15 protein-coding genes are annotated in these 17,840 nt (G+C 66.8%); 1 reads left to right on the top strand and 14 read right to left on the bottom strand.

Annotation, left to right across the window (positions count from 1 at the left end; translation table 11 throughout):
• Nucleotides 1–5 precede the first annotated feature (5 nt).
• Together ACWEVR_RS33065 and ACWEVR_RS33060 are read right to left on the bottom strand one after the other, a co-directional pair.
• Complete coding sequence (locus ACWEVR_RS33065; protein WP_452470134.1) at nucleotides 6–1,418, bottom strand: lipase maturation factor family protein; 1,413 nt, start codon at nucleotides 1,416–1,418, stop codon at nucleotides 6–8.
• 34 nt (nucleotides 1,419–1,452) lie between these two features.
• Entirely contained in the window at nucleotides 1,453–2,097 is a 645-nt protein-coding gene (locus ACWEVR_RS33060) for a histone deacetylase (protein WP_452470133.1), read from the bottom strand.
• Between the two features lie 345 nt (nucleotides 2,098–2,442).
• Between ACWEVR_RS33060 and ACWEVR_RS33055 the strand changes: the two genes are divergently transcribed.
• On the top strand, nucleotides 2,443–3,144 hold the full coding sequence (locus ACWEVR_RS33055) for a DUF6636 domain-containing protein (RefSeq protein ID WP_452470132.1): 702 nt from the start codon (nucleotides 2,443–2,445) through the stop codon (nucleotides 3,142–3,144).
• A 49-nt stretch (nucleotides 3,145–3,193) separates the two neighbouring features.
• On the opposite strand, the gene ACWEVR_RS33050 is transcribed toward ACWEVR_RS33055, so the two are convergent.
• From ACWEVR_RS33050 to ACWEVR_RS32995, 12 genes are all read right to left on the bottom strand, one after another.
• The gene (locus ACWEVR_RS33050) at nucleotides 3,194–3,967 is read right to left on the bottom strand and encodes a MerR family transcriptional regulator (protein WP_452470131.1); all 774 of its coding nucleotides are present in this window, start codon (nucleotides 3,965–3,967) and stop codon (nucleotides 3,194–3,196) included.
• 4 nt (nucleotides 3,968–3,971) lie between these two features.
• Nucleotides 3,972–5,111, bottom strand: a complete 1,140-nt coding sequence (locus ACWEVR_RS33045; protein ID WP_452470130.1) for a serine hydrolase domain-containing protein — start codon at nucleotides 5,109–5,111, stop codon at nucleotides 3,972–3,974.
• A gap of 143 nt (nucleotides 5,112–5,254) precedes the next feature.
• A complete protein-coding gene (locus tag ACWEVR_RS33040; protein ID WP_452470129.1) occupies nucleotides 5,255–7,504 on the bottom strand; it encodes a heavy metal translocating P-type ATPase in 2,250 nt (749 codons plus the stop codon).
• A 56-nt stretch (nucleotides 7,505–7,560) separates the two neighbouring features.
• Nucleotides 7,561–8,490 carry a hypothetical protein gene (locus ACWEVR_RS33035; RefSeq protein WP_452470128.1) on the bottom strand — a complete coding sequence of 310 codons (930 nt, stop codon included), beginning with the start codon at nucleotides 8,488–8,490 and terminating at the stop codon, nucleotides 7,561–7,563.
• Nucleotides 8,491–8,510: 20 nt separating this feature from the next.
• The gene (locus ACWEVR_RS33030) at nucleotides 8,511–8,711 is read right to left on the bottom strand and encodes a heavy-metal-associated domain-containing protein (protein ID WP_452470127.1); all 201 of its coding nucleotides are present in this window, start codon (nucleotides 8,709–8,711) and stop codon (nucleotides 8,511–8,513) included.
• Nucleotides 8,712–8,763: 52 nt separating this feature from the next.
• Nucleotides 8,764–10,179, bottom strand: coding sequence for an MFS transporter (locus ACWEVR_RS33025; RefSeq protein WP_452470126.1), 1,416 nt, complete (start codon nucleotides 10,177–10,179; stop codon nucleotides 8,764–8,766).
• Nucleotides 10,180–10,318: 139 nt separating this feature from the next.
• Nucleotides 10,319–10,975 (bottom strand): sterol desaturase family protein, encoded by a 657-nt coding sequence (locus ACWEVR_RS33020; protein ID WP_452470125.1) that lies wholly within the window; start codon nucleotides 10,973–10,975, stop codon nucleotides 10,319–10,321.
• Between the two features lie 18 nt (nucleotides 10,976–10,993).
• A complete protein-coding gene (locus ACWEVR_RS33015) occupies nucleotides 10,994–11,770 on the bottom strand; it encodes a FadR/GntR family transcriptional regulator (protein ID WP_452470124.1) in 777 nt (258 codons plus the stop codon).
• A 164-nt stretch (nucleotides 11,771–11,934) separates the two neighbouring features.
• Entirely contained in the window at nucleotides 11,935–12,639 is a 705-nt protein-coding gene (locus tag ACWEVR_RS33010; protein WP_452470152.1) for a hypothetical protein, read from the bottom strand.
• A gap of 23 nt (nucleotides 12,640–12,662) precedes the next feature.
• Nucleotides 12,663–14,333 (bottom strand): ABC transporter family substrate-binding protein, encoded by a 1,671-nt coding sequence (locus ACWEVR_RS33005; RefSeq protein WP_452470123.1) that lies wholly within the window; start codon nucleotides 14,331–14,333, stop codon nucleotides 12,663–12,665.
• Nucleotides 14,334–14,365: 32 nt separating this feature from the next.
• The gene (locus ACWEVR_RS33000) at nucleotides 14,366–16,054 is read right to left on the bottom strand and encodes an ABC transporter family substrate-binding protein (protein ID WP_452470122.1); all 1,689 of its coding nucleotides are present in this window, start codon (nucleotides 16,052–16,054) and stop codon (nucleotides 14,366–14,368) included.
• Entirely contained in the window at nucleotides 16,051–17,742 is a 1,692-nt protein-coding gene (locus tag ACWEVR_RS32995) for an ABC transporter family substrate-binding protein (RefSeq protein WP_452470121.1), read from the bottom strand. Before ACWEVR_RS32995 ends, ACWEVR_RS33000 begins: the two co-directional genes overlap by 4 nt.
• Nucleotides 17,743–17,840: the final 98 nt, after the last annotated feature.

Genomic DNA, 17,840 nt, shown 5'->3' with positions numbered 1-17,840 from the left:
TGCTGTCAGTACCGGTTCAGGCCCTCACGCGTGAGTGGCGGCAGGAACTCACCGATCAGTGTGCGGCGCCACCAGATCCGCTGCCCGAACAGTTCGGCCGGGGTGCTGAACTCGTATTCGTAGAGGTGGGCCCGCACATAGTGCGGCGGGGCGTCGGGGAACGGATTGGGACCGAGCAGGCGCAGGGTGTCGGGGTCGTTGCGCAGCAGCCGCGCGGCCAGCGGCAGCGCCCACGAGCGGGCGTAGGCGGGCGAGATCGCGGCGAACCACATCAGCCAGTCCAGGCGCAGGTGGTAGGGCGCGAACTGGCGTGGCATGCGACGCGGGTCGCCCGGTTTGCCTTTGAACGCGTATTCGCGCCACACGGTGTCGTCGGTGAGGTGGGTGTCGTCGGTGCCCTCCAGCACGATCTCGTAGCGGGTCCGGCCGATCGACCCGAACGCGCCGTAGGTGTTGACCAGGTGCAACGGGTCGAAGGAGGCGTTCATCTGCTGATTCGGCGAGAGCATATTGCGCACCGGCCGGTAGCTCGCCACCACCACGAGGGCCACGTAGGCGATGCAGACGCCGACGAACCAGCCCGGCGCAGCGGGCGCGGACTGTCCGCCGGGCAGTGACAGCGCGGTGGCGGCGAGCAGCAATGTCACCCAGTTCAGCCAGGCGAAATTGCCCGACAGCACAAGCCACAGCTGGGTGACGATGACGATCGCCGCCGCGATACTCGCCACCGGCTGCGGCGCGAACAGCCCGAACGGCACGACGAGCTGGGCGAAGTGATTGGCCGCCACCTCCACCTTGTGCAGCGGTTTGGGCAGGTGGTGGAAGAACCAGCTCAGCGGACCGGGCATCGGCTGGGTTTCGTGGTGGTAGTACAGGCAGGTCAGGTCGCGCCAGCACGGATCGCCGCGCAGCTTGATCAACCCGGCCCCGAACTCCACCCGGAACAACAGCCATCGCGCGGCCAGCAGCACGAGCAGCGGCGGGGCGATGGTGTCGTTGCCGAGGAATATCGCCAGGAAACCGGCCTCGAGCAGCAGTGATTCCCAGCCGAAGCCGTACCACAGCTGGCCGACGTTGACGATCGACAGATACAGCACCCACAGCGCGAACCACAGCAGCACGGCCGCCCACAGCGGCACCGCGTCGGCCAGACCCGCCGCCACCGCGACCGCGAGCACCACCCCCGCCCACGACACGGCGGCGAACAGCCGATCCGAATAGCGCAGATGGAACAAGCTCGGCGACTGCCGCCACGACGAGCGTTCGAGGAAACGCGGAATCGGCAGCATGCCGCGTTCGCCGAGCAGGGCCCGGAACTGGAGTGCGGCGGTGAGGAAGGCGACGGCATAGATCACCGCCAGGCCGCGCTGGAAGATCAGCCTGCCGTACCAGTATTCCGGTGCCGCGAACCACTCCATGCGCTCGCTCCTGGGAGATCGGCCCTTCGGTGGACTACCCGGTGTCGTGCGTCGATAACAGGGCGGCGCGCAGGTCGCGCTCGTCCCATTCTCCGGCGACACCGGGTCGCGTCCGCAGATAATCGACGATCCGGTCGGTGTCCCAGCCCTGACCTTCGCGCAGCCCCGCCCCGATCATGGCGAGATATCGGGCCGAAGGGCGCTGTACCTCAACGGCTTCGGGTAACCAAGGGGCCGTGAACGTCAGGATCGGCACGTCGTCCTCGTGACCGAGATGGACAACGGTCTCGTAGCGTCCCGGTCCGAAGCGGACCCGTCCCTCCTCGACGACCCGTGACACGTCGAATCCGCCGCCGGGCGCGCGGTACATCTCCTGGTCGAGCAGGTCGGCGAACTGATCGAGGGTGAGCAGATACCCCCTGGCGACGGCCTCGGTCGGCCATCCCGGTGCGGGCTGGTCGGTGTAGAAGGCGACGCCGCCGGTCCATACCGGACTCTGCCAGGCGAAATACACGGTGCCGGGCACGGTGAGCGCGGTTGTCTTCGTGGGCGGGGTGGGGTCGCGAAATCCCGCGTAGAGGTGGTCCGTGCCGGGTGGAGTTCCGCCGAGCCGGTAGTAGTCGAAGCGGGCCGCGCACATGTTGGAGCCGTATGCCGCGTACCAGACGTGTTGCGTCACAGGCTCATTCCTCGCAGGTCTCGGTTCGGAACACCGAAGAAACGGATTGATCCACCCCCTCGATTGTCCCTGTGAGACCGGGAAAACCGAAGGCCGCACGAATCTAGAACGATTGGTTTGAATGGCCCGCTGGGTACTCGCATGGCGACCGCCCATGGAGGAAGGCATGGGGACCGACAACATGGCGAGCCGTACCGAAATGCCAACGAAGACAACGTATGTACGGTGGTCGAATCCTGGAAGGTCAGCGTCGACACGGATTCGTGACCGCTCGCCTGTAACGATCAGACCCATCATCAACGAATGACCAATCGGTCGGGAAAGCCAACGAGCGGAGATGTTTTCATGCGTACTGTCCTCATGCTGGCAGCTGTTGCGGCATTGACCGGAGGGCTCACCGCTTGCGGCGCGGAGTCGGGTTCGAGCCTGCCGAGCACTACCACCCAGCACTCGGCCACCTATTCGTCTGACGCACCGAGCACTGCCCAGCCGTCCAGCGCACCTGATGCCGGTTCACCTGACGCAAGCTCACCGGGGGCGACTTCGCCTGGCGCGGGCTCGCCGGGCGCCGGTAACCCTGACACCGAGGCACCGGATACCCCGAAACCGTCGACCGCCGCCCCGGCTCCGGACAAGAACGGCTTCACCACGGTCGACGCGGCGAAATACCTGCTCGACGGTGGCTACTATTTCCAGTCACCCACCGGAAACATCATGTGCGGCTTCCTCACCGCCGCCCCGTACGGTGTCGGCTGCCAGCTGGCCAAGGCGAATATCATCTCGCCGAAGCTGCCGAACTGCACCGACGCGCCCAACCGCAAGGTCGCCGCGCACCTCTATCAGGGCAAGTCGGAGCTCCTGTGCACCAGCCAGGGGATCTTCGTCGGCATCCCGCAGGACGGTTCACCCGCCGGCGGCGCGGTCCTGAACTACGGCCAGTCCCTCACCGTCAACGGCTACACCTGCGATTCCTCGTCGCAGGGCGTCCGCTGCATGGCCGACGGCCACGGTTTCGCGATCTCGGCCGACGACCAGCACGCCTTCTGAGCTCGAACGGCATCGCCGCACGTCGGAGCTCGTACTGCCGTGCGCTGTGCTACCGCGGAATGTGGACGCCTGCCGTGCGCAGCTTCGCCTCGACGAGGGCGCCGAGCACGCCTGCGGTGGAGGTCGGTTCGTGGCCGTGGTGGGCGATGAGCTGGTAGCGGGTCGCTGCCTCGGTGCGGGCTTGCATGCCGGTCACGATTCGGAGATGCGCAGGGTTGGCGAGGTAGTGCTCGATCATCTCGGTGGCGAGTTCCTCGATGCGGGGATCGTCGGGTGCCCAGGCCGCGGCCTCGACACCACGCCGCAGCAGGGTGACGAAATGCGGGTCCTCGATGGCGTTCTCGACGTCGGTGAGGTAGTCGTCGAACCCGTCGGGGACCAGGGCTCGCGCCAGCACCCAGCCCTCCCTGGTCGCCGCGACCTCGGCCTCGGGAAAACCGAGGCTCGGCATCCGTTCCAGCATCGCGACCGCGCGGTCGGGCAGGAGGGCTCGATTGCCGTCGCTGAGCCGGTGCAGCGTGTCGCGCCGGGCGGTGAGCTCCTCGATGCGCTCGGTGAGCTGACGTCCGACCTCGGCCAAGGCGGTGGCGAACTGGTCGGCGTCGGCGTCGAGCAAGGGTTCGATGTCGGCCAGCGGCACCCCGGCGGCGGCCAGCGTCCGCACCTGGACCAGCCGCAACAGTTCGGCCGAGCCGTACCGCCGGTACCCGGCGCTGTCCCGTTCGGGCTCGGTGACCAGACCGAGCTTGTGATAGTGCCGCACCGTCTTCACCGTGACACCGACGAACGCCGCCGCCTGCCCGATCGTCACCCCGTTCCGCATACGCTCAGCTTGCCTTGTCCGACAGCGCGTTTCCCGGTTCGCCGCCGAACACCGCGTCGACAAGCGACTTCTGTGCCACCTGGAACGCCGGGGCCATTGTCATCTCCGCGTCGTCGACGAAGGTCAGATACGCGGTCATGGTCACGCTCGCGTCGGGAGTGCTGTACATCAGTGTCGCGTAACCGGCGATCCCGCCGTTGTGGGTGATCAAGGTGGCGCCGCCCTCGGTTTCCTGCACGAACGCCCCGAGCCCGTAGGGCATGCCGGGGATCCCGGTGTCGTGGGTGCGCAGCATCTCGGCCAGCAGCGGGTCGGGCAGCAGCGTGCCGTCGAGCAGGGCGCGGATGAAGGTGTGCAGATCGGCGGTGGTCGAGATCATGTCGCCGCCGGTGCAGACCCAGGACGGGTTGTGCAGGGTGACGTCGACGGTGTGCTGCTCGCCGCCGTCGCTGTAGCGGTAGTAGGCGTGCGGGTGCGGTTCGGGCAGATCCGTCGAGGCGCCGGGCAGCACGGTGTCGGTCATGCCGAGCGGGCCGAAGATCAGGCGCTGCGCCTCCTCGGCGAGCGAGCGGCCGGTGACCTGCTCGACCAGCAACCGGGCGATGATGTAGTTGGTGTTCGAATAGCTCCAGCCGGTCCCCGGCTCGAATCGCGCCGGCTTCGAGAGGGCGAGGTTCGCCAGGTCCTCCGGTCGGTAGGTTTCGAACCGCTTGTCGACCCACTCCTTGCCCGCGATGGTGGAGGGCACGCCGGGCACGATGGTGCCGTCCTCGTACAGCTCGCCGGTGATGTTGAAGATTCCGCTGGTGTGCTGCAACAGCATTCGGACGGTGACCCGCTCGTCGAGTGCGTAGTCGGGCAGGTAGCGGATCGCCGGGGCGTCCAGCTCGATTCGGCCCTCGGCGACCAGCCGCAGCACGATGGCTGCGGTGAAAGCCTTGGTATTGCTGCCGATTCGGACGTGACCGTCGACGGGCGGCGGTGTGGTGGCGCCGAGTTCGTTCACTCCCGCGCTGCCTGCCCACTCGCCGCGCTCGTCGTTCACCCGCAGTGACGCACCGACGAAACCGCTGTCGACAATGCGCTCGATGAGTTCCTGGAGTTCCGGACGGTCCTGAGTGGCAAGGGTGTTCGTGTTCGACATGGTGATCGCTCCTGTTCGCGTAGTCGGCTTTCCCGCCGCTGCGACCAAGGCTCCACCCTGACCTTAGGTCAACCGCAAGAGTGATCTGGATCACCAAAAAAGGCGGGGCGGCAAGGTATCTGCCGCCCCGCTCTTTCCGTGCGCTACTGCGCGGTCGACTTGAACCGACGCAACCGCAGGCTGTTGCTCACCACGAAGACCGAGCTGAACGCCATCGCGGCACCGGCGAGCATCGGGTTGAGCAGGCCCGCCATGGCCAGCGGGATCGCGGCAACGTTGTAGGCGAATGCCCAGAACAGGTTGCCCTTGATGGTGGCCAGGGTGCGGCGGGAGAGACGGATCGCGTCGGCGGCAGCCCGCAGGTCACCACGCACCAGGGTGAGATCGGCGGCCTCGATGGCCACGTCGGTTCCCGTGCCCATCGACAGACCGAGATCGGCCTGGGCCAGGGCAGGTGCGTCGTTCACGCCGTCACCGACCATGGCGACGACCTTGCCCTCGGCCTGCAACCGCTTGACCGTTTCCACCTTGTCCTGCGGCAGGACCTCGGCGATAACCTGTTCGATGCCAACCTCGGCGGCGATGGCGTTCGCCGCGCGGGCATTGTCGCCGGTGAGCAGGATCGGGGTGAGGCCGAGCCGGCGGAATTGCGAGATGGCCTGTGCGGAGGTCGGTTTCACCGCGTCGGCGACTACGAGCACGCCGCGTGCCTTGCCGGCCCAGCCGATCGCCACGGCGGTCTTTCCCGTCGATTCCGCGTCGGCCATGGCGGCGGCGAGGTCGTCACCGAGGGGCTGCGACCAGTCGGCCAGCAGCCGGGCCCGGCCCACGATCACGGCGTGACCGTCGACGACACCCTGTACGCCGAGACCCTCGATATTGGCGAAACCCTCCACCTCGGGCAGCGTTCCGGCATCGCGTGCGGCCTTGGCGATCGCCTGGGCGATCGGGTGCTCCGAGGAATCCTCGAGCGCACCGGCCAGTTCCAGTACGCGGGCCTTGTCCTCACCCTCGGCGGGGATCACGTCGAGCAGGGTCATCTTGCCGGTGGTGACGGTGCCGGTCTTGTCCAGCACGATGGTGTCGACCTCGCGGGTCGATTCCAGCATCTCGGGGCCCTTGATGAGGATGCCGAGCTGGGCGCCGCGTCCGGTGCCGACCATCAGCGCGGTCGGGGTGGCCAGGCCGAGGGCGCACGGGCAGGCGATGATGAGGACCGCGACGCCTGCGGTGAAGGCGGCGGCGATGGAACCGCCGGTGCCCAGCCAGAACCCGAGGGTGGCGACGGCCAGCGCGATGACGATCGGGACGAAGATGCCCGAGATCTTGTCGGCCAGGCGCTGGGCCTGCGCCTTGCCGGTCTGCGCGTCCTCGACCATCTGCGCCATCTGGGCGAGCTGGGTGTCGGAGCCGATTCTGGTGGCGCGCACCAGGAGTCGTCCACCGACGTTCACGGTCGCACCGGTGACGGTGTAGTCCACGCCGACCTCCACCGGCACCGATTCGCCGGTGAGCATGGAGGCGTCGACGGCCGAGGAACCCTCGGTCACCACACCGTCGGTGGCGATCTTCTCACCTGGGCGGACGACGAACACGTCACCGACGGCCAACTGCTCCACCGGGATTCGTGTCTCCACGCCGCCCCGCACCACGGCCACGTCCTTGGCGCCCAGCTCGAGCAGCGCCTTCAGCGCGGCACCGGCGCGGCGCTTGGACCTGGCCTCGAAGTAGCGTCCGGCCAGGATGAACGTGGTGACGCCCGCGGCGGCCTCGAGGTAGATGCTGCCGGTGCCGTCCATTCGGGCGATGGTGAATTCGAACGGGTGCGTCATACCCGGTGTGCCCGCGGTGCCCCAGAACAGCGCGTACAGCGACCATCCGAACGCGGCGAGCGTGCCCATCGACACCAGGGTGTCCATGGTCGCGGTGCCGTGCTTCAGGTTGGTCCAGGCCGCCTTGTGGAACGGCAGCGCGCCCCAGATCACGACCGGCGCGGCCAGGGTGAGCGAGAGCCACTGCCAGTTGGTGAACTGCAGAGCGGGGATCATCGCCATCGCGATCACCGGGACGGTGAGCACCAGCGACACCAGCAGGCGGGTGCGCAGCGATGCCGTCGGGTCGTCCTCGGTGGGCGCGTCGGTGGTCTCGGGCTGCGTCGGGGCGGGCAGTGCCGCGGTGTAGCCGGCCTGCTCGACGGTGGCGATCAGTTCCTCGGGGGACACGTCACCGGTGAAGTCCACGCGCGCCTTCTCGGTGGCGTAGTTGACGGTCGCGGTGACGCCGTCGAGCTTGTTGAGCTTCTTCTCGATGCGGTTCGCGCAGGAAGCGCAGGTCATGCCACCGATCACCAGTTCTACCTGGCCGGTGCCCGGTGGGTGTGTCACGGCGGTCATGGGATGCTCCGATCGTTTCCTGATATCGATTCTTGCTGAAGGTTTGCGGGTGGTGCTCAGTGGCCGTGGCCGGGGGTGCCGTGGTCGGCCGGTGCGCCGGTCGGTGCGGGAGTGCTCGCATCCGACTGGGCGACGCGCAGGGTGAACTCGGCGGTGCGGACCACGCCCTGGTGCTGGAAGTCGAGGAACAGGCGGTAGTCGCCCGCGCTCGGTGCGTTCACCACGAAGTCGATGCCCGGACCGGCCGGTGTCACGCCGTCGCCGGGTGTGCCTTCGGGGTGGACGTGCAGGTAGGCGAGGTCGGCGGCGCGGAGGGCGACCAGGTGACCGTAGGCGCCGAGGTAGGGCTGCAGGTCGGTGACCGGTGTGCCGTTGCGGCTCACCGACAGCGTGACCCTCGAGGACTGGCCCGGAGCCACGGTTCCGTTCAGCGCGACGGTGTACTCGCCGACCTTGGCGGTGGCCGCGGGTGCGGGTAGCGCCTGGACGTCGTAGTTGCCCGCCACGCGCAGGTCGGCGCCGAGGGTCAGGTTCGACCCGCCCGCCGGGGTGAAGTCGGCGAACACCCGGTAGTCGCCCGCCCGGCTCAGGTTCAGCGGCACCGACCAGGTGCCCGCGGCGTCGAGAACGGGGTGGACGTGCTGGAAGGCGGCCATGTCGCGGCGGACCACGATCAGGTGCAGGTCTTTGTCGTGGCTGGTCTGGTACTTCGTGAGCGGTGCGCCGGTCGCGTCGAGGATGCGGAACGAGACCGGCGTCTGTGTCGTGCTCTTCACGACCGACGTGTCGAGCGCCAGCGTGTAGCCCTGGTCGGTGACCAGCAGGCCACCGGGCAGGTCACCGGCCGGTGCCGCCGCCGAGTGCTCGCCGTGCCCGGCCGGAGCCTGGGTGGGCTCCGGACCGACCAGGGCGCCGACACCCAGAGCGATCCCGAAGACCGCCGCGAGGCCGAGAGTGAATCCGGCGAACTTGCCTGTTGCGTTCATCGGGATGCTCCGTTTCGGGTTCAGTCTGCGAGCTGGAAGCCGGCCGCGGTGACGGCGTCGGCGAGGGCGGTGCGGTCGGGGGCGGCGCCTTCGATGATCACCGAGCCGGCGGCCAGGTCGACCTCGACGCCGGTGACGCCGGGCAGGGCGCCGACCTTGTCGCGCACCTTGTTGGTGCAGCAGCCGCAGGTCATGCCGGTGACGGTCACGGTGGTGCTCATGATGTTCTCCTCTTTCGTCGTCATCATTACCATACCCCCCTAGGGTAGTCTGTCAAACCTGGGCGGGGGTCTTGTCCTCGGCGGGGCTACGCAGGGTTGCCGCCGCGATGCCGGCGCCGACCAGGGCCAGCAGGCCCGCGCCGAGGAAGGCGGCGGAGTAGCCGTCGGTGAGTGCCGTCGGATCGCCCAGTTCACCCGCGCCGAACGCGGCCGCCACCGCCGTCATCGCGGCCAGGCCGAGCGCCGAACCCACCTGGTAGCTGACGTTGACGATGCCCGAGGCGAGCCCGCCTTCTTCCGGTCGCGCCGCCGAGATGGCGGTGCCGAGCGAGGGGATGAACGCCAGCGACATACCGCCCGCGGCCACCAGCGAGGCAGGCAGCACGTCGACCCAGAAGTTGCCGGTGGGGCGAACCAGCGACATGATGCCCAGGCCGAGCCCGAGCACCACCAGGCCGGTCACGATCATCGGCTTGGCGCCGAACCGCTGCATCGCCTTCGGGGCGAGCACGACCATGCCGAGCATGATGAGCGTCGTCATCGGCAGCAGCGCCGCGCCCGAGGGGAACGCGCTGTAGCCGAGTACCTGCTGCAGGTACAGGTTGAGGAAGAACCACATCGGCACCCACGCGGCGGCCAGCGCGAACTGGGCGAAGTTGGCGGCGGCCAGGTTCGGGGCGCGGAAGATGCTCAGCCGCATCAGCGGTTCCGAGCGGCGCGACTGGATAGCGACGAAGCCGGCGAGCAAGGCGGCGGCCACGGCGAGCGCACCCCAGGTCTGCCCGGATGCCCAGCCGACCTCCGGCGCCTGCACGATGGCGTACACGGCCGCGGCCAAACCGGCTGTCACAGTGACGGATCCGGCGAGGTCGATGGATCCCTTACGGGCGGGTGCGGCGGGCATCAACAGCGGAACCGCGATCAGCGCGAGCACGGCGATCGGGATATTGATGTAGAAAACCCAAGGCCAGCTCACATATTCAGTGATCACGCCACCCAGGAACACACCCGCCGTACCACCTGCCGGCGCGGCCGCGCCGTACACCGCGAGTGCCTTGGTGAGTTCCTGCGGCGTACCGCCGAACAGCATCATCAGCAGCGTGAGCGCCGACGGTGCGATCAGCGCCGAACCGGCTCCTTGGATCGCGCGACCGGCCAGCTCGATGCCGACCGAGCCCGCGGCACCGGCGATCACCGAGCCGACGGCCAGCACCAGCCAGCCGGCCCCGAACACCCGGCGGGCGCCGAACAGGTCCGACAGCCGTCCGCCGAGCAGGAGCAGACCGCCGAAGGCGATCACGTAGGCATTGAAGACCCAGGTGAGATTCCCGGGGGTGAAGCCGAGTTCGGCCTGCATCTCGGGCAGCGCGATCCCGATGATCGAGGTGTCCATGATGACCATGAATTGCGCGGCGGCGATCACCGCCAGCGCCCACCACCTGCGGGTGGATTGCGATTGCGTAGTCACGACTTTCGTCCTTTCGAGCGGAGCGCGTCTCGTGGACGGTACATTACCCCCCTAGGGTATAAATGTGTCAAGAGAGGATTCGCTCGAAACGAAAAACGCCCGGCTCGCGGGGTGCGAGCCGGGCGTCAGGGACGGAGGGTCAGTGTGCGTGCAGGTTTCGGGCGGTCGGTGAGGTCGGCGTGGTGGCCGGGTCCGGTGCGGTGCCGAGCAGTCGATCGGCAGTGCCGGTGGTGGTGACCGTGAACCAGTAGTGCTCGTTCTTGTAGTGGTGATGGCGATGATTGCGCCAAATCGCCCGATACGCGGCATGTTTCGGCTTGTAGTCGGTGTGGATCAGGTAGTGCGTCCACTCGTAGAGCAGGCCGAGAACGGTGATGGTGAGCAGGAAAGTCAGGCCGAGACCGAGGCGCGGGAACGCGAGCAGCGCGATGGCCACCAGGGCGACGATGGTGAGCAGCAGCGACTTCGGCGGGATGAAGATCAGTGGCACATCGCGGGGATCGGTGTGGTGGGCGCGGTGCTTGCGGGCCAGTTCGCTGTCCAGGGTGATCGGACCCAGATGCTTTGGTCGCCAATGCAACACGGTGACATGGATGACCCATTCGATCACCGGGAATGCCGCGAGGATCAGGATCGGCACCAGTGCGTCGGTGAGCTGCCAATCCCCGACCAGGACGCGCACGACCAAGGCGACGATCAGTACCGCGCCGATCATCCACGGCGACGGATGCCGAAGGAATTCTCGCGCCGCCGCGCCCAGGGATACGCTGCGGCGAATTTTGCGGTCAGTAGTCATGGTGCTTCCTCGGGTGGATCATGCCCCGTCGAGGGCATGGATGAGAGCGGTGGTCGCCGGCTCGAGCAGTGCCCGAGCGCGTTCGGCGGCCCGTTCCGGCTCGCCCGCGTCGATCGCGGCGGCCAGGTCTCGATACGCGCCCCCATTGCCCACCTCGGCGGACATGATCGGCGCGAGCGCGGCCAACGCGGGTTCGTAGGCGGCGCGCAGCATGGAATACATCAGCCGGAACGCGATCGAGTCGGCGAGATCGAGCACGTGATCCCAGAATTCGAGCGCGATCCGCTGCTGGGTGAGTGGATCCGACTCGGCGACAAGCCTTTCGACCGAATCGTGCAGGAGTGTCAACTCGCTGTCCACCGCCGATTCCGCGGTGGGCCTCGGCGCGGCCTCGGCCGACGGGGCCGCGCCAGCGGCCGCCCTGCGCATCCGGCGCGCGGCGAGCTCGGCGATCTTCGGCCCGTTGTGCAACCGCGCCTCGAGAATGCTCCGCGCGACCGCCGGATCGATCGATTCCCCCCGAAGCAACAGCCGTGGCAGCACCTCCAACCCCGAACTGCGCCGATAGTCCAGCACAGTCGTCGCTTCCCCCTGCCGCACCGAGACCAACCCAGCCGCCGCCAACCGCTGCAACGCCTCCCGCACCCCGGGCCGCGAAACCCCCAGCGCCTCGGCCAGCTGCCGCTCACTCGGCAACGAACTCCCCACCGCCAGCTCCCCGCCCAGAACCTGCTCGGCGATCTGCTCGAACACGTCCCCGGATACCGACCGCTTCACAACAGGAGTCCACGCCATACCCCCAGCATGCGCCCGTGTGGACAGCTGGTCAAGTGGTAATACCAGTTGGTGACGGTGGCACGGAACCGCGGGCGGGACGGCTATCAGTCCGAGCAGGCGAAATCCCGCTTCGGCGGAAGCCACTCGGCCGAGGCCGCCACCACAGCGTGGTGATCAATCGTTCAGCTGGGGTCGGAGCCTCGGATGGCGGAGAGCCAGGTGGCGGCGGCGGCGGCAACGGTGGTGGCGCCGATGAAGGCGGGGAGGCCGCCGTTCATGACATAGACCCAGAGGAGGCCGGCGAAAGGGGCGGCGACCGTGGATTGGGCGTCGAGGATCAGGCGGCGGGTCGAGGTGAAGGCGGGTGGGTCGGCGGGACGGGTGGGGTTGTCGACGAGCTTGCCCGGGGGTTCGGTGGTGCGTGCCCGGCCAGAGGGGAAGAACCGGGTCGCGCCCGCGGAAATCGAGCGCGGGGTGACGTCCAGGTCGGTGGGGGTGAGCGTGGACAGCACCGGTTCGTAGAACACCGGCTGCCACACCGTGCGCTCACCCACGCTGATCTCCAGGAACGACCGGCTCACCAGCCGATGCTGCTGCCGAACCCGCCGCCCCGCCGCGAACTCGCTCGCACCCTGCCGCCCGGCCGCATCCCGACGATTCGGTGCAACCTCGCTCGACTCGCCCTGGCGCCCGGCGATCCCACTTCCGCCGGTCTCACCCAGTCGCGTCACTGCCCCGCTCGGCACAGCCCCGAACGCCAGCGCCATCTGATAGCCGGTGTACCCGAGCACCCCCAACGCCACCACGGCCAGCGCACTCACCTGATCCAGGTCGGCGAACGGCACCCACGCCGCGATGACGACGAGGGTGCCGCACGTGACCGCCAGCGGATAGGTGAGGGCGCGCAGGCTCACTTCAGGAAGCCGACCTTGGTGTAGTCGGGGGAGGCGAGCCCGAATGCGCCGTAGTTGGCAAGGTTCTCCCGGACGGCGTAGGTTCCCGAAGCCTGTTGCAGCGGAATCGAATAGCCCGAGGCGAAGATCAGCTTGTCGCATTCGTTGGCGAGTTCGCGTGCCTTGTCGGGATCGAGTTCGGAGATCGTGCGTTCGATGAGCGCGTTCAGCTCCGGCGACCCGATCCGGGCCTTGTTGGACTTCAAGTTGTTCGGGTCGTAGGCGTAGACCTGCGGCAACGCACCGAGCGGCAGCACGCTTCCGCCCCAACTGAACTGGGCCAGTTCGAAGTTGCCCGGGTCGATCACGTCCTTGAAAAGCCCCGCGCCCGGCACCGTCTGGATGTTCAGCTTCACACCGATCTGTGCCAGATTCTGCTGCACGATCTGCGCGGTCTGCACCCAGCCGTCCTGCTGGTACATCACATCGCGGAGTTCGAGCTTGCGCCCGTCCTTTTCGCGGACCTCACCGTTGAGTTTCCAGCCGAGGTCGTCGAGCATCTTCGCCGCCGCAGTCGGATCGAAGGAGATGGGTCCGGAATTGTCCTGGTACCCCTTCTGGCCCTGCATGTAGATGTGGTTGTTCAGCGGCTTCGGATCGTCGACCACGCCGTTCTGCGCGGCATTGACGATGCCCTGCCGGTCGATCGCCTTGGACAGCGCGATCCGCAACTGCGGGTCCTCGAGCAGCGAACCCGGCGCGCCGTTGAACGTGATGTGCGACCAGCTCGGTTCCGGTGTGCGCCGCAGCACCACGCCCGCCGCCTGCTTGGCGCCGGTGACGTTCTCGATCCCCGACATGTAGGCGACGTCGAGTTCGTTGTTCTGGATGGCGGGCAGCCAAGCGGAACTGTCGAGCACGCTGAAGGTGATCGTGTCGAGTTTGGGTGTCGCGCCCCACCAGGCCGGATTGCGTGACAGGACGATCCGGTTCTGCGTGCGGTCGATCGAGCTGATCTGGAACGGGCCTGCGCTCACCACGAGACCATTGCGGTCACGGTCGTTGAACGCCGCGGCCGATTCGGTGCTCGCCTTCGGATACAGCGGACTGAACTGCCCCTGCCATTCGGCATACGGCTGGGAGAAGGTGACGACGGCCTGCCGATCATCGACACCGCGTTCCACTTTCTCCACACGCTCGAACCCGCTGGTCGCCGAAATCAGATACGCCGGGTCACGGCCACTGAGCGCCGTCGCTTGCGAGCGCAAATCTTCCCAGGTGATCGGGGTCCCGTCCGACCACATCGCCTTCGGGTTGATCGTGTACGTCACCTGCTGGGGATTGGTACCGGTGAGCTGGATATCGGTGAAATAGTCGTGGTTGACCGACAATTCGCCTGCGGCATTACTGGTGTAGGGCGAGGGCAGCAACGGCTCGATCACATCGCCGGTGTTCTCGGTAGTCCCGTCTACCTGCAAATAGTTGAATGTTTCCGGCAGCGAGGTCAACACCAGCCGCAGATTGCCACCGTCGCGCAGGTCGGCCGCATCGTGGGCATTGATGTCGTTACCGGTACCGATGAGATTGGTCCCGGAGGAACCGCCGGTGTCGGCCGAACACCCGGACAGGATCAGGCCGATGGCCACACATGGCACCGCGAATCGGGTACCGAGCGAGCGAATTCGCATGGGGTTGCGCCCTTTCCGTAAGCGGGCCGAGGTCACTTGACGAAGCCGACCTTGGTGTAGTCGTAGGAAGCCAAGCCCGAGGCACCGTAATTGGCGAGGGTTTCGCGCACCGCGACCGTGCCCGCCGACTGCACGATGGGCAGGGAGAAACCGGATTCGAAGATGATCCGGTCGGCCTTGTTGGCCATTTCGATCGCCTTCTCCGGGTCGAGCTCGGAGATGATCTCCTCGATCAGGGCGTTCAGCTCGGGGGAGCCGATGCGGCCCTTGTTGCTGAGCGGGTTTTCCGGGTTGTAGGCGTAGATCTGCGGGAGCGCACCGAGCGGGAAAATGCTCTTGGACCAGGTGAACTGCGCGATATCGAAATTGCCCGGGTCGATGACATCGGTGAACAGGCCGTTGCCCGGGTAGGTCTCGATGTGGAGTTTCACGCCGATCTGAGCCAGGTTCTGCTGGGCGATCTGGGCCATCTGCACCCAGCTGTCCTGCTGGTACATCACATCGCGGATCTCGAGTTTGCGGCCGTCCTTCTCACGGACGTCACCGTTGAGTTTCCAGCCGAGTTCGTCGAGCATGCGAGCAGCTTCGGCGGGGTCGTAGGCCACCGATTGCGCGTTGTCCTCGTAGCCCTTCTGGCCGTCGAGATAGATGTGGTTGTTCAGCGGCTTCGGGTCGGTCACAACGCCGTTCTGGGTGGCGGTGGCGATGGCCTGACGGTCGATGCCCTTGGAGATCGCGACGCGCAGCTTCGGGTCGGCCAGGATGGAACCGGGCGCGCCGTTGAAGGTGAAGTGCGAGAACCGCGGCGCGGGGGCGCGGCGCACCTTGATGCCGGGGGAATTGCTCGCGGTCTTCACCTCATCGATGCCCGAAACCGTCGCAGCGTCGAGTTCGTTGTTCTGCAGGGCGTTCAGCCGTGCCGAATAGTCGAGCACGCTGTAGGTGACCGTGTCGAGCTTCGGGGTGTCACCCCACCATTTCGGGTTGCGGTTCAAGGTGATGCGCTGCTGCGCGCGGTCGATCCCGGTCACCATGAACGGCCCCGCCGACAGCGGCATTTCGTTGCGGTACATGTCGTCGAAGGCCTGGGTCGTTGCGGTGCTCTGCTTCGGGTACAGCGGATTGAACAGGCCCTGCCATTCGGCGTAGTGCTTGGCGTAGGTGACGACCGCCTGTCGATCGTCGACGCCGCGCTCGACCTTCTCGACCCGGTCGTAGCCCTGCGTCGCCGACACCTGATAACCGAGATCGCGACCGCTCAACGCATGTGCCTGCGACTTCAGATCCTCCCAGGTGATGGGCGAACCGTCAGACCACACCGCCTTCGGGTTGATCGTGTACGTCACCTGCTGCGGCTCGGTATTGGTGAGCTGCACGTCGGTGAAATAGTTGTGGTCAATCGTGATGTTGCCTGCCGCATCGGCATTGATCGTGCCGGGCAGAGTCCACCCGACCACATCGCTCACCTCGCCGTCGGCGTCGATGTGATTGGCATTGAAGGTGGGCGGGAATCCGGTGAGCGGCAGCCGGAGATTACCGCCGTCCCGCAATTCGTCGCGTTCCTTGGGGTTGATGTCGTTCATCGCCGTGATCGAACTCGACCCGGTCTCCAGCTCGGGACCGGAACCACAACCACCGAGCAGCAGCGTCAGCGCGGCGACTGGTGCGGCGACGCGAAATCCGGCGCGGCGCAGCCGGGAACCATAGGTAGCTGTGGTCATTTCAGGAATCCGATCTTCGTGTAGTCGTAGGTGGCCAGTCCCGGTGAACCGATATTGGCGAGGGTCGAGCGGGCGCCGACGCTTCCGTCGGTTTGCATGAGTGGCAGGGAATGGCCTTCTTCGAAGACTTTGCGGTCGACTTGGTTGGCGAGTTCGATGGACTTTTCCGGGTCGAGTTCGGTGAGGGTGCGTTCGATGAGGGCGTTGAGTTCGGGTGAGCCGATGCGGCCGTAATTGCCCTGGAGGTCGTCGGGGTCGTAGTAGTAGATCTGGCGGATGCTGCTCAGGGGGAACGGGTCGCCCTGGAAGATGAATTGGGCGGCGTCGAAGTCGCCGGGCTGGATGACGTCGGTGAAATAGCCGGCGCCCGGTTTGGTGTCGATGGTGAGGCCGACGCCGATCGCGGCCAGGTTCTGCTGGATGATCTGGGCGATCTGCACCCAGGTGGGGTCGTTGTACATCACGTCGCGGATGACGAGTTTGCGCCCATCCTTCTCGCGGACGTCGCCGTTGAGTTTCCAGCCGAGGGCATCGAGTTCGCGGGCGGCGGCGTCGGGATCGAAGCCGAGACTGTTGTCCTGGTACCCCTTTTGGCCCTGCAGGAAGATGTGGTTGTTCAACGGGGTCGGCTTTTCGACGAGGCCACCCTGCAAAGCATCGACGATGTGCTGACGGTCGATGGCCTTCGAAATGGCAACGCGCACGCCTTGATCGGCCAGGATCGAACCGGGTGCACCGTTGAAAGTGATGTGGCGCCAGCGATTACCCGGCGCGCGGCGCACGACGAGCCCTTCGGTGCCGCGTACGGTCTGCACATCTTCGAGGGTGGTCAGCCGAACCAGGTCGAGTTCGTTGTTCTGCAACGCCTGCACCCACGACGAATGGTCGAGCACCGAGTAGGTGATGGTGTCGAGCACCGGCTTGTCACCCCACCAGCGGGGGTTGCGGCCCAGCGTGATCCGGCCCTGACCCCGATCGGTTCTGGTGACGATGAACGGCCCGGCCGACACCCCCATCGCATCGGCGAGACTGGTGTTGAACGCCTCGGGCGTGCTGGTCACCGACTTCGGATACAGGTTGGTGTTGCCCGCGAACTGTCCGCGCCAGTCGGCGTAGGGGGTGTTGAAGGTGAGCACGGCCTGCCGGTCGTCGACGCCGCGCTCCACCTTCTCGACGAATTCGAAACCGTTGGTGATCGCGATCAGGTACCGCTTGTCGCGCCCGCTCAGCGCGTTGGCCTGGGCGGCGATGTCCTCCCAGGTGATGGGCGTACCGTCGGACCACACCGCCGAGGGATTGATCGTGTAGGTCACCCGCATCGGATCGGTGCTGGTCAACTCCACGCCGGTGAAGAAGTCGGTGTCGACCGTCAGCTGACCCGACGCGTCCACTTCGAACGCGCGCGGCAGCATGGCGCGCACGATCTCGCCGATCTCCCCGTCGTTGCCGTCGTTGGACAGCGTGTTCCAGTTCGCCGGATACGAGGTGACGGCCAGGCGCAGATTCCCGCCCTCGCGCAGTTCCCCGACTTCCTTGGGATTGATGTCGATGGAGCTGCCGATCGCGCCGGTGTACCCGTCGGCCGCCTCGTCACCGCCGCCACAGCCCGCCACGATCATCCCGGCGGCCACCACCACGGCCGCGCAGCGCAGCCGGGCACCATGCGTGCGTAGGCGTCGGGTTCTCATGGCGTCCTTACCTTTCTTCGTGGGTGCTGTAAGCCACTGGCTGCCATAGGCTTTCCAGCACCCGGGAGTGCCGGGTATGGCTTTCATGGAGTTGCCCC

It is taken from the genome of Nocardia sp. NPDC003979, assembly GCF_053605015.1.
Note: the sequence above shows the minus strand (reverse complement) of the source record. Positions and strands in the feature narration are given on the sequence as shown.

What these genes read in the sequence shown, in the direction of transcription:
- ACWEVR_RS33005 (WP_452470123.1), bottom strand. Translation starts at nt 14,333, where the DNA reads ATGCGAATTCGCTCGCTCGGTACCCGATTCGCGGTGCCATGTGTGGCC.
- ACWEVR_RS33065 (WP_452470134.1), bottom strand. Translation starts at nt 1,418, where the DNA reads ATGGAGTGGTTCGCGGCACCGGAATACTGGTACGGCAGGCTGATCTTC.
- ACWEVR_RS33020 (WP_452470125.1), bottom strand. Translation starts at nt 10,975, where the DNA reads ATGACTACTGACCGCAAAATTCGCCGCAGCGTATCCCTGGGCGCGGCG.
- ACWEVR_RS33040 (WP_452470129.1), bottom strand. Translation starts at nt 7,504, where the DNA reads ATGACCGCCGTGACACACCCACCGGGCACCGGCCAGGTAGAACTGGTG.
- ACWEVR_RS33055 (WP_452470132.1), top strand. Translation starts at nt 2,443, where the DNA reads ATGCGTACTGTCCTCATGCTGGCAGCTGTTGCGGCATTGACCGGAGGG.
- ACWEVR_RS33050 (WP_452470131.1), bottom strand. Translation starts at nt 3,967, where the DNA reads ATGCGGAACGGGGTGACGATCGGGCAGGCGGCGGCGTTCGTCGGTGTC.
- ACWEVR_RS33035 (WP_452470128.1), bottom strand. Translation starts at nt 8,490, where the DNA reads ATGAACGCAACAGGCAAGTTCGCCGGATTCACTCTCGGCCTCGCGGCG.
- ACWEVR_RS33045 (WP_452470130.1), bottom strand. Translation starts at nt 5,111, where the DNA reads ATGTCGAACACGAACACCCTTGCCACTCAGGACCGTCCGGAACTCCAG.
- ACWEVR_RS33015 (WP_452470124.1), bottom strand. Translation starts at nt 11,770, where the DNA reads ATGGCGTGGACTCCTGTTGTGAAGCGGTCGGTATCCGGGGACGTGTTC.
- ACWEVR_RS32995 (WP_452470121.1), bottom strand. Translation starts at nt 17,742, where the DNA reads ATGAGAACCCGACGCCTACGCACGCATGGTGCCCGGCTGCGCTGCGCG.
- ACWEVR_RS33030 (WP_452470127.1), bottom strand. Translation starts at nt 8,711, where the DNA reads ATGAGCACCACCGTGACCGTCACCGGCATGACCTGCGGCTGCTGCACC.
- ACWEVR_RS33000 (WP_452470122.1), bottom strand. Translation starts at nt 16,054, where the DNA reads ATGACCACAGCTACCTATGGTTCCCGGCTGCGCCGCGCCGGATTTCGC.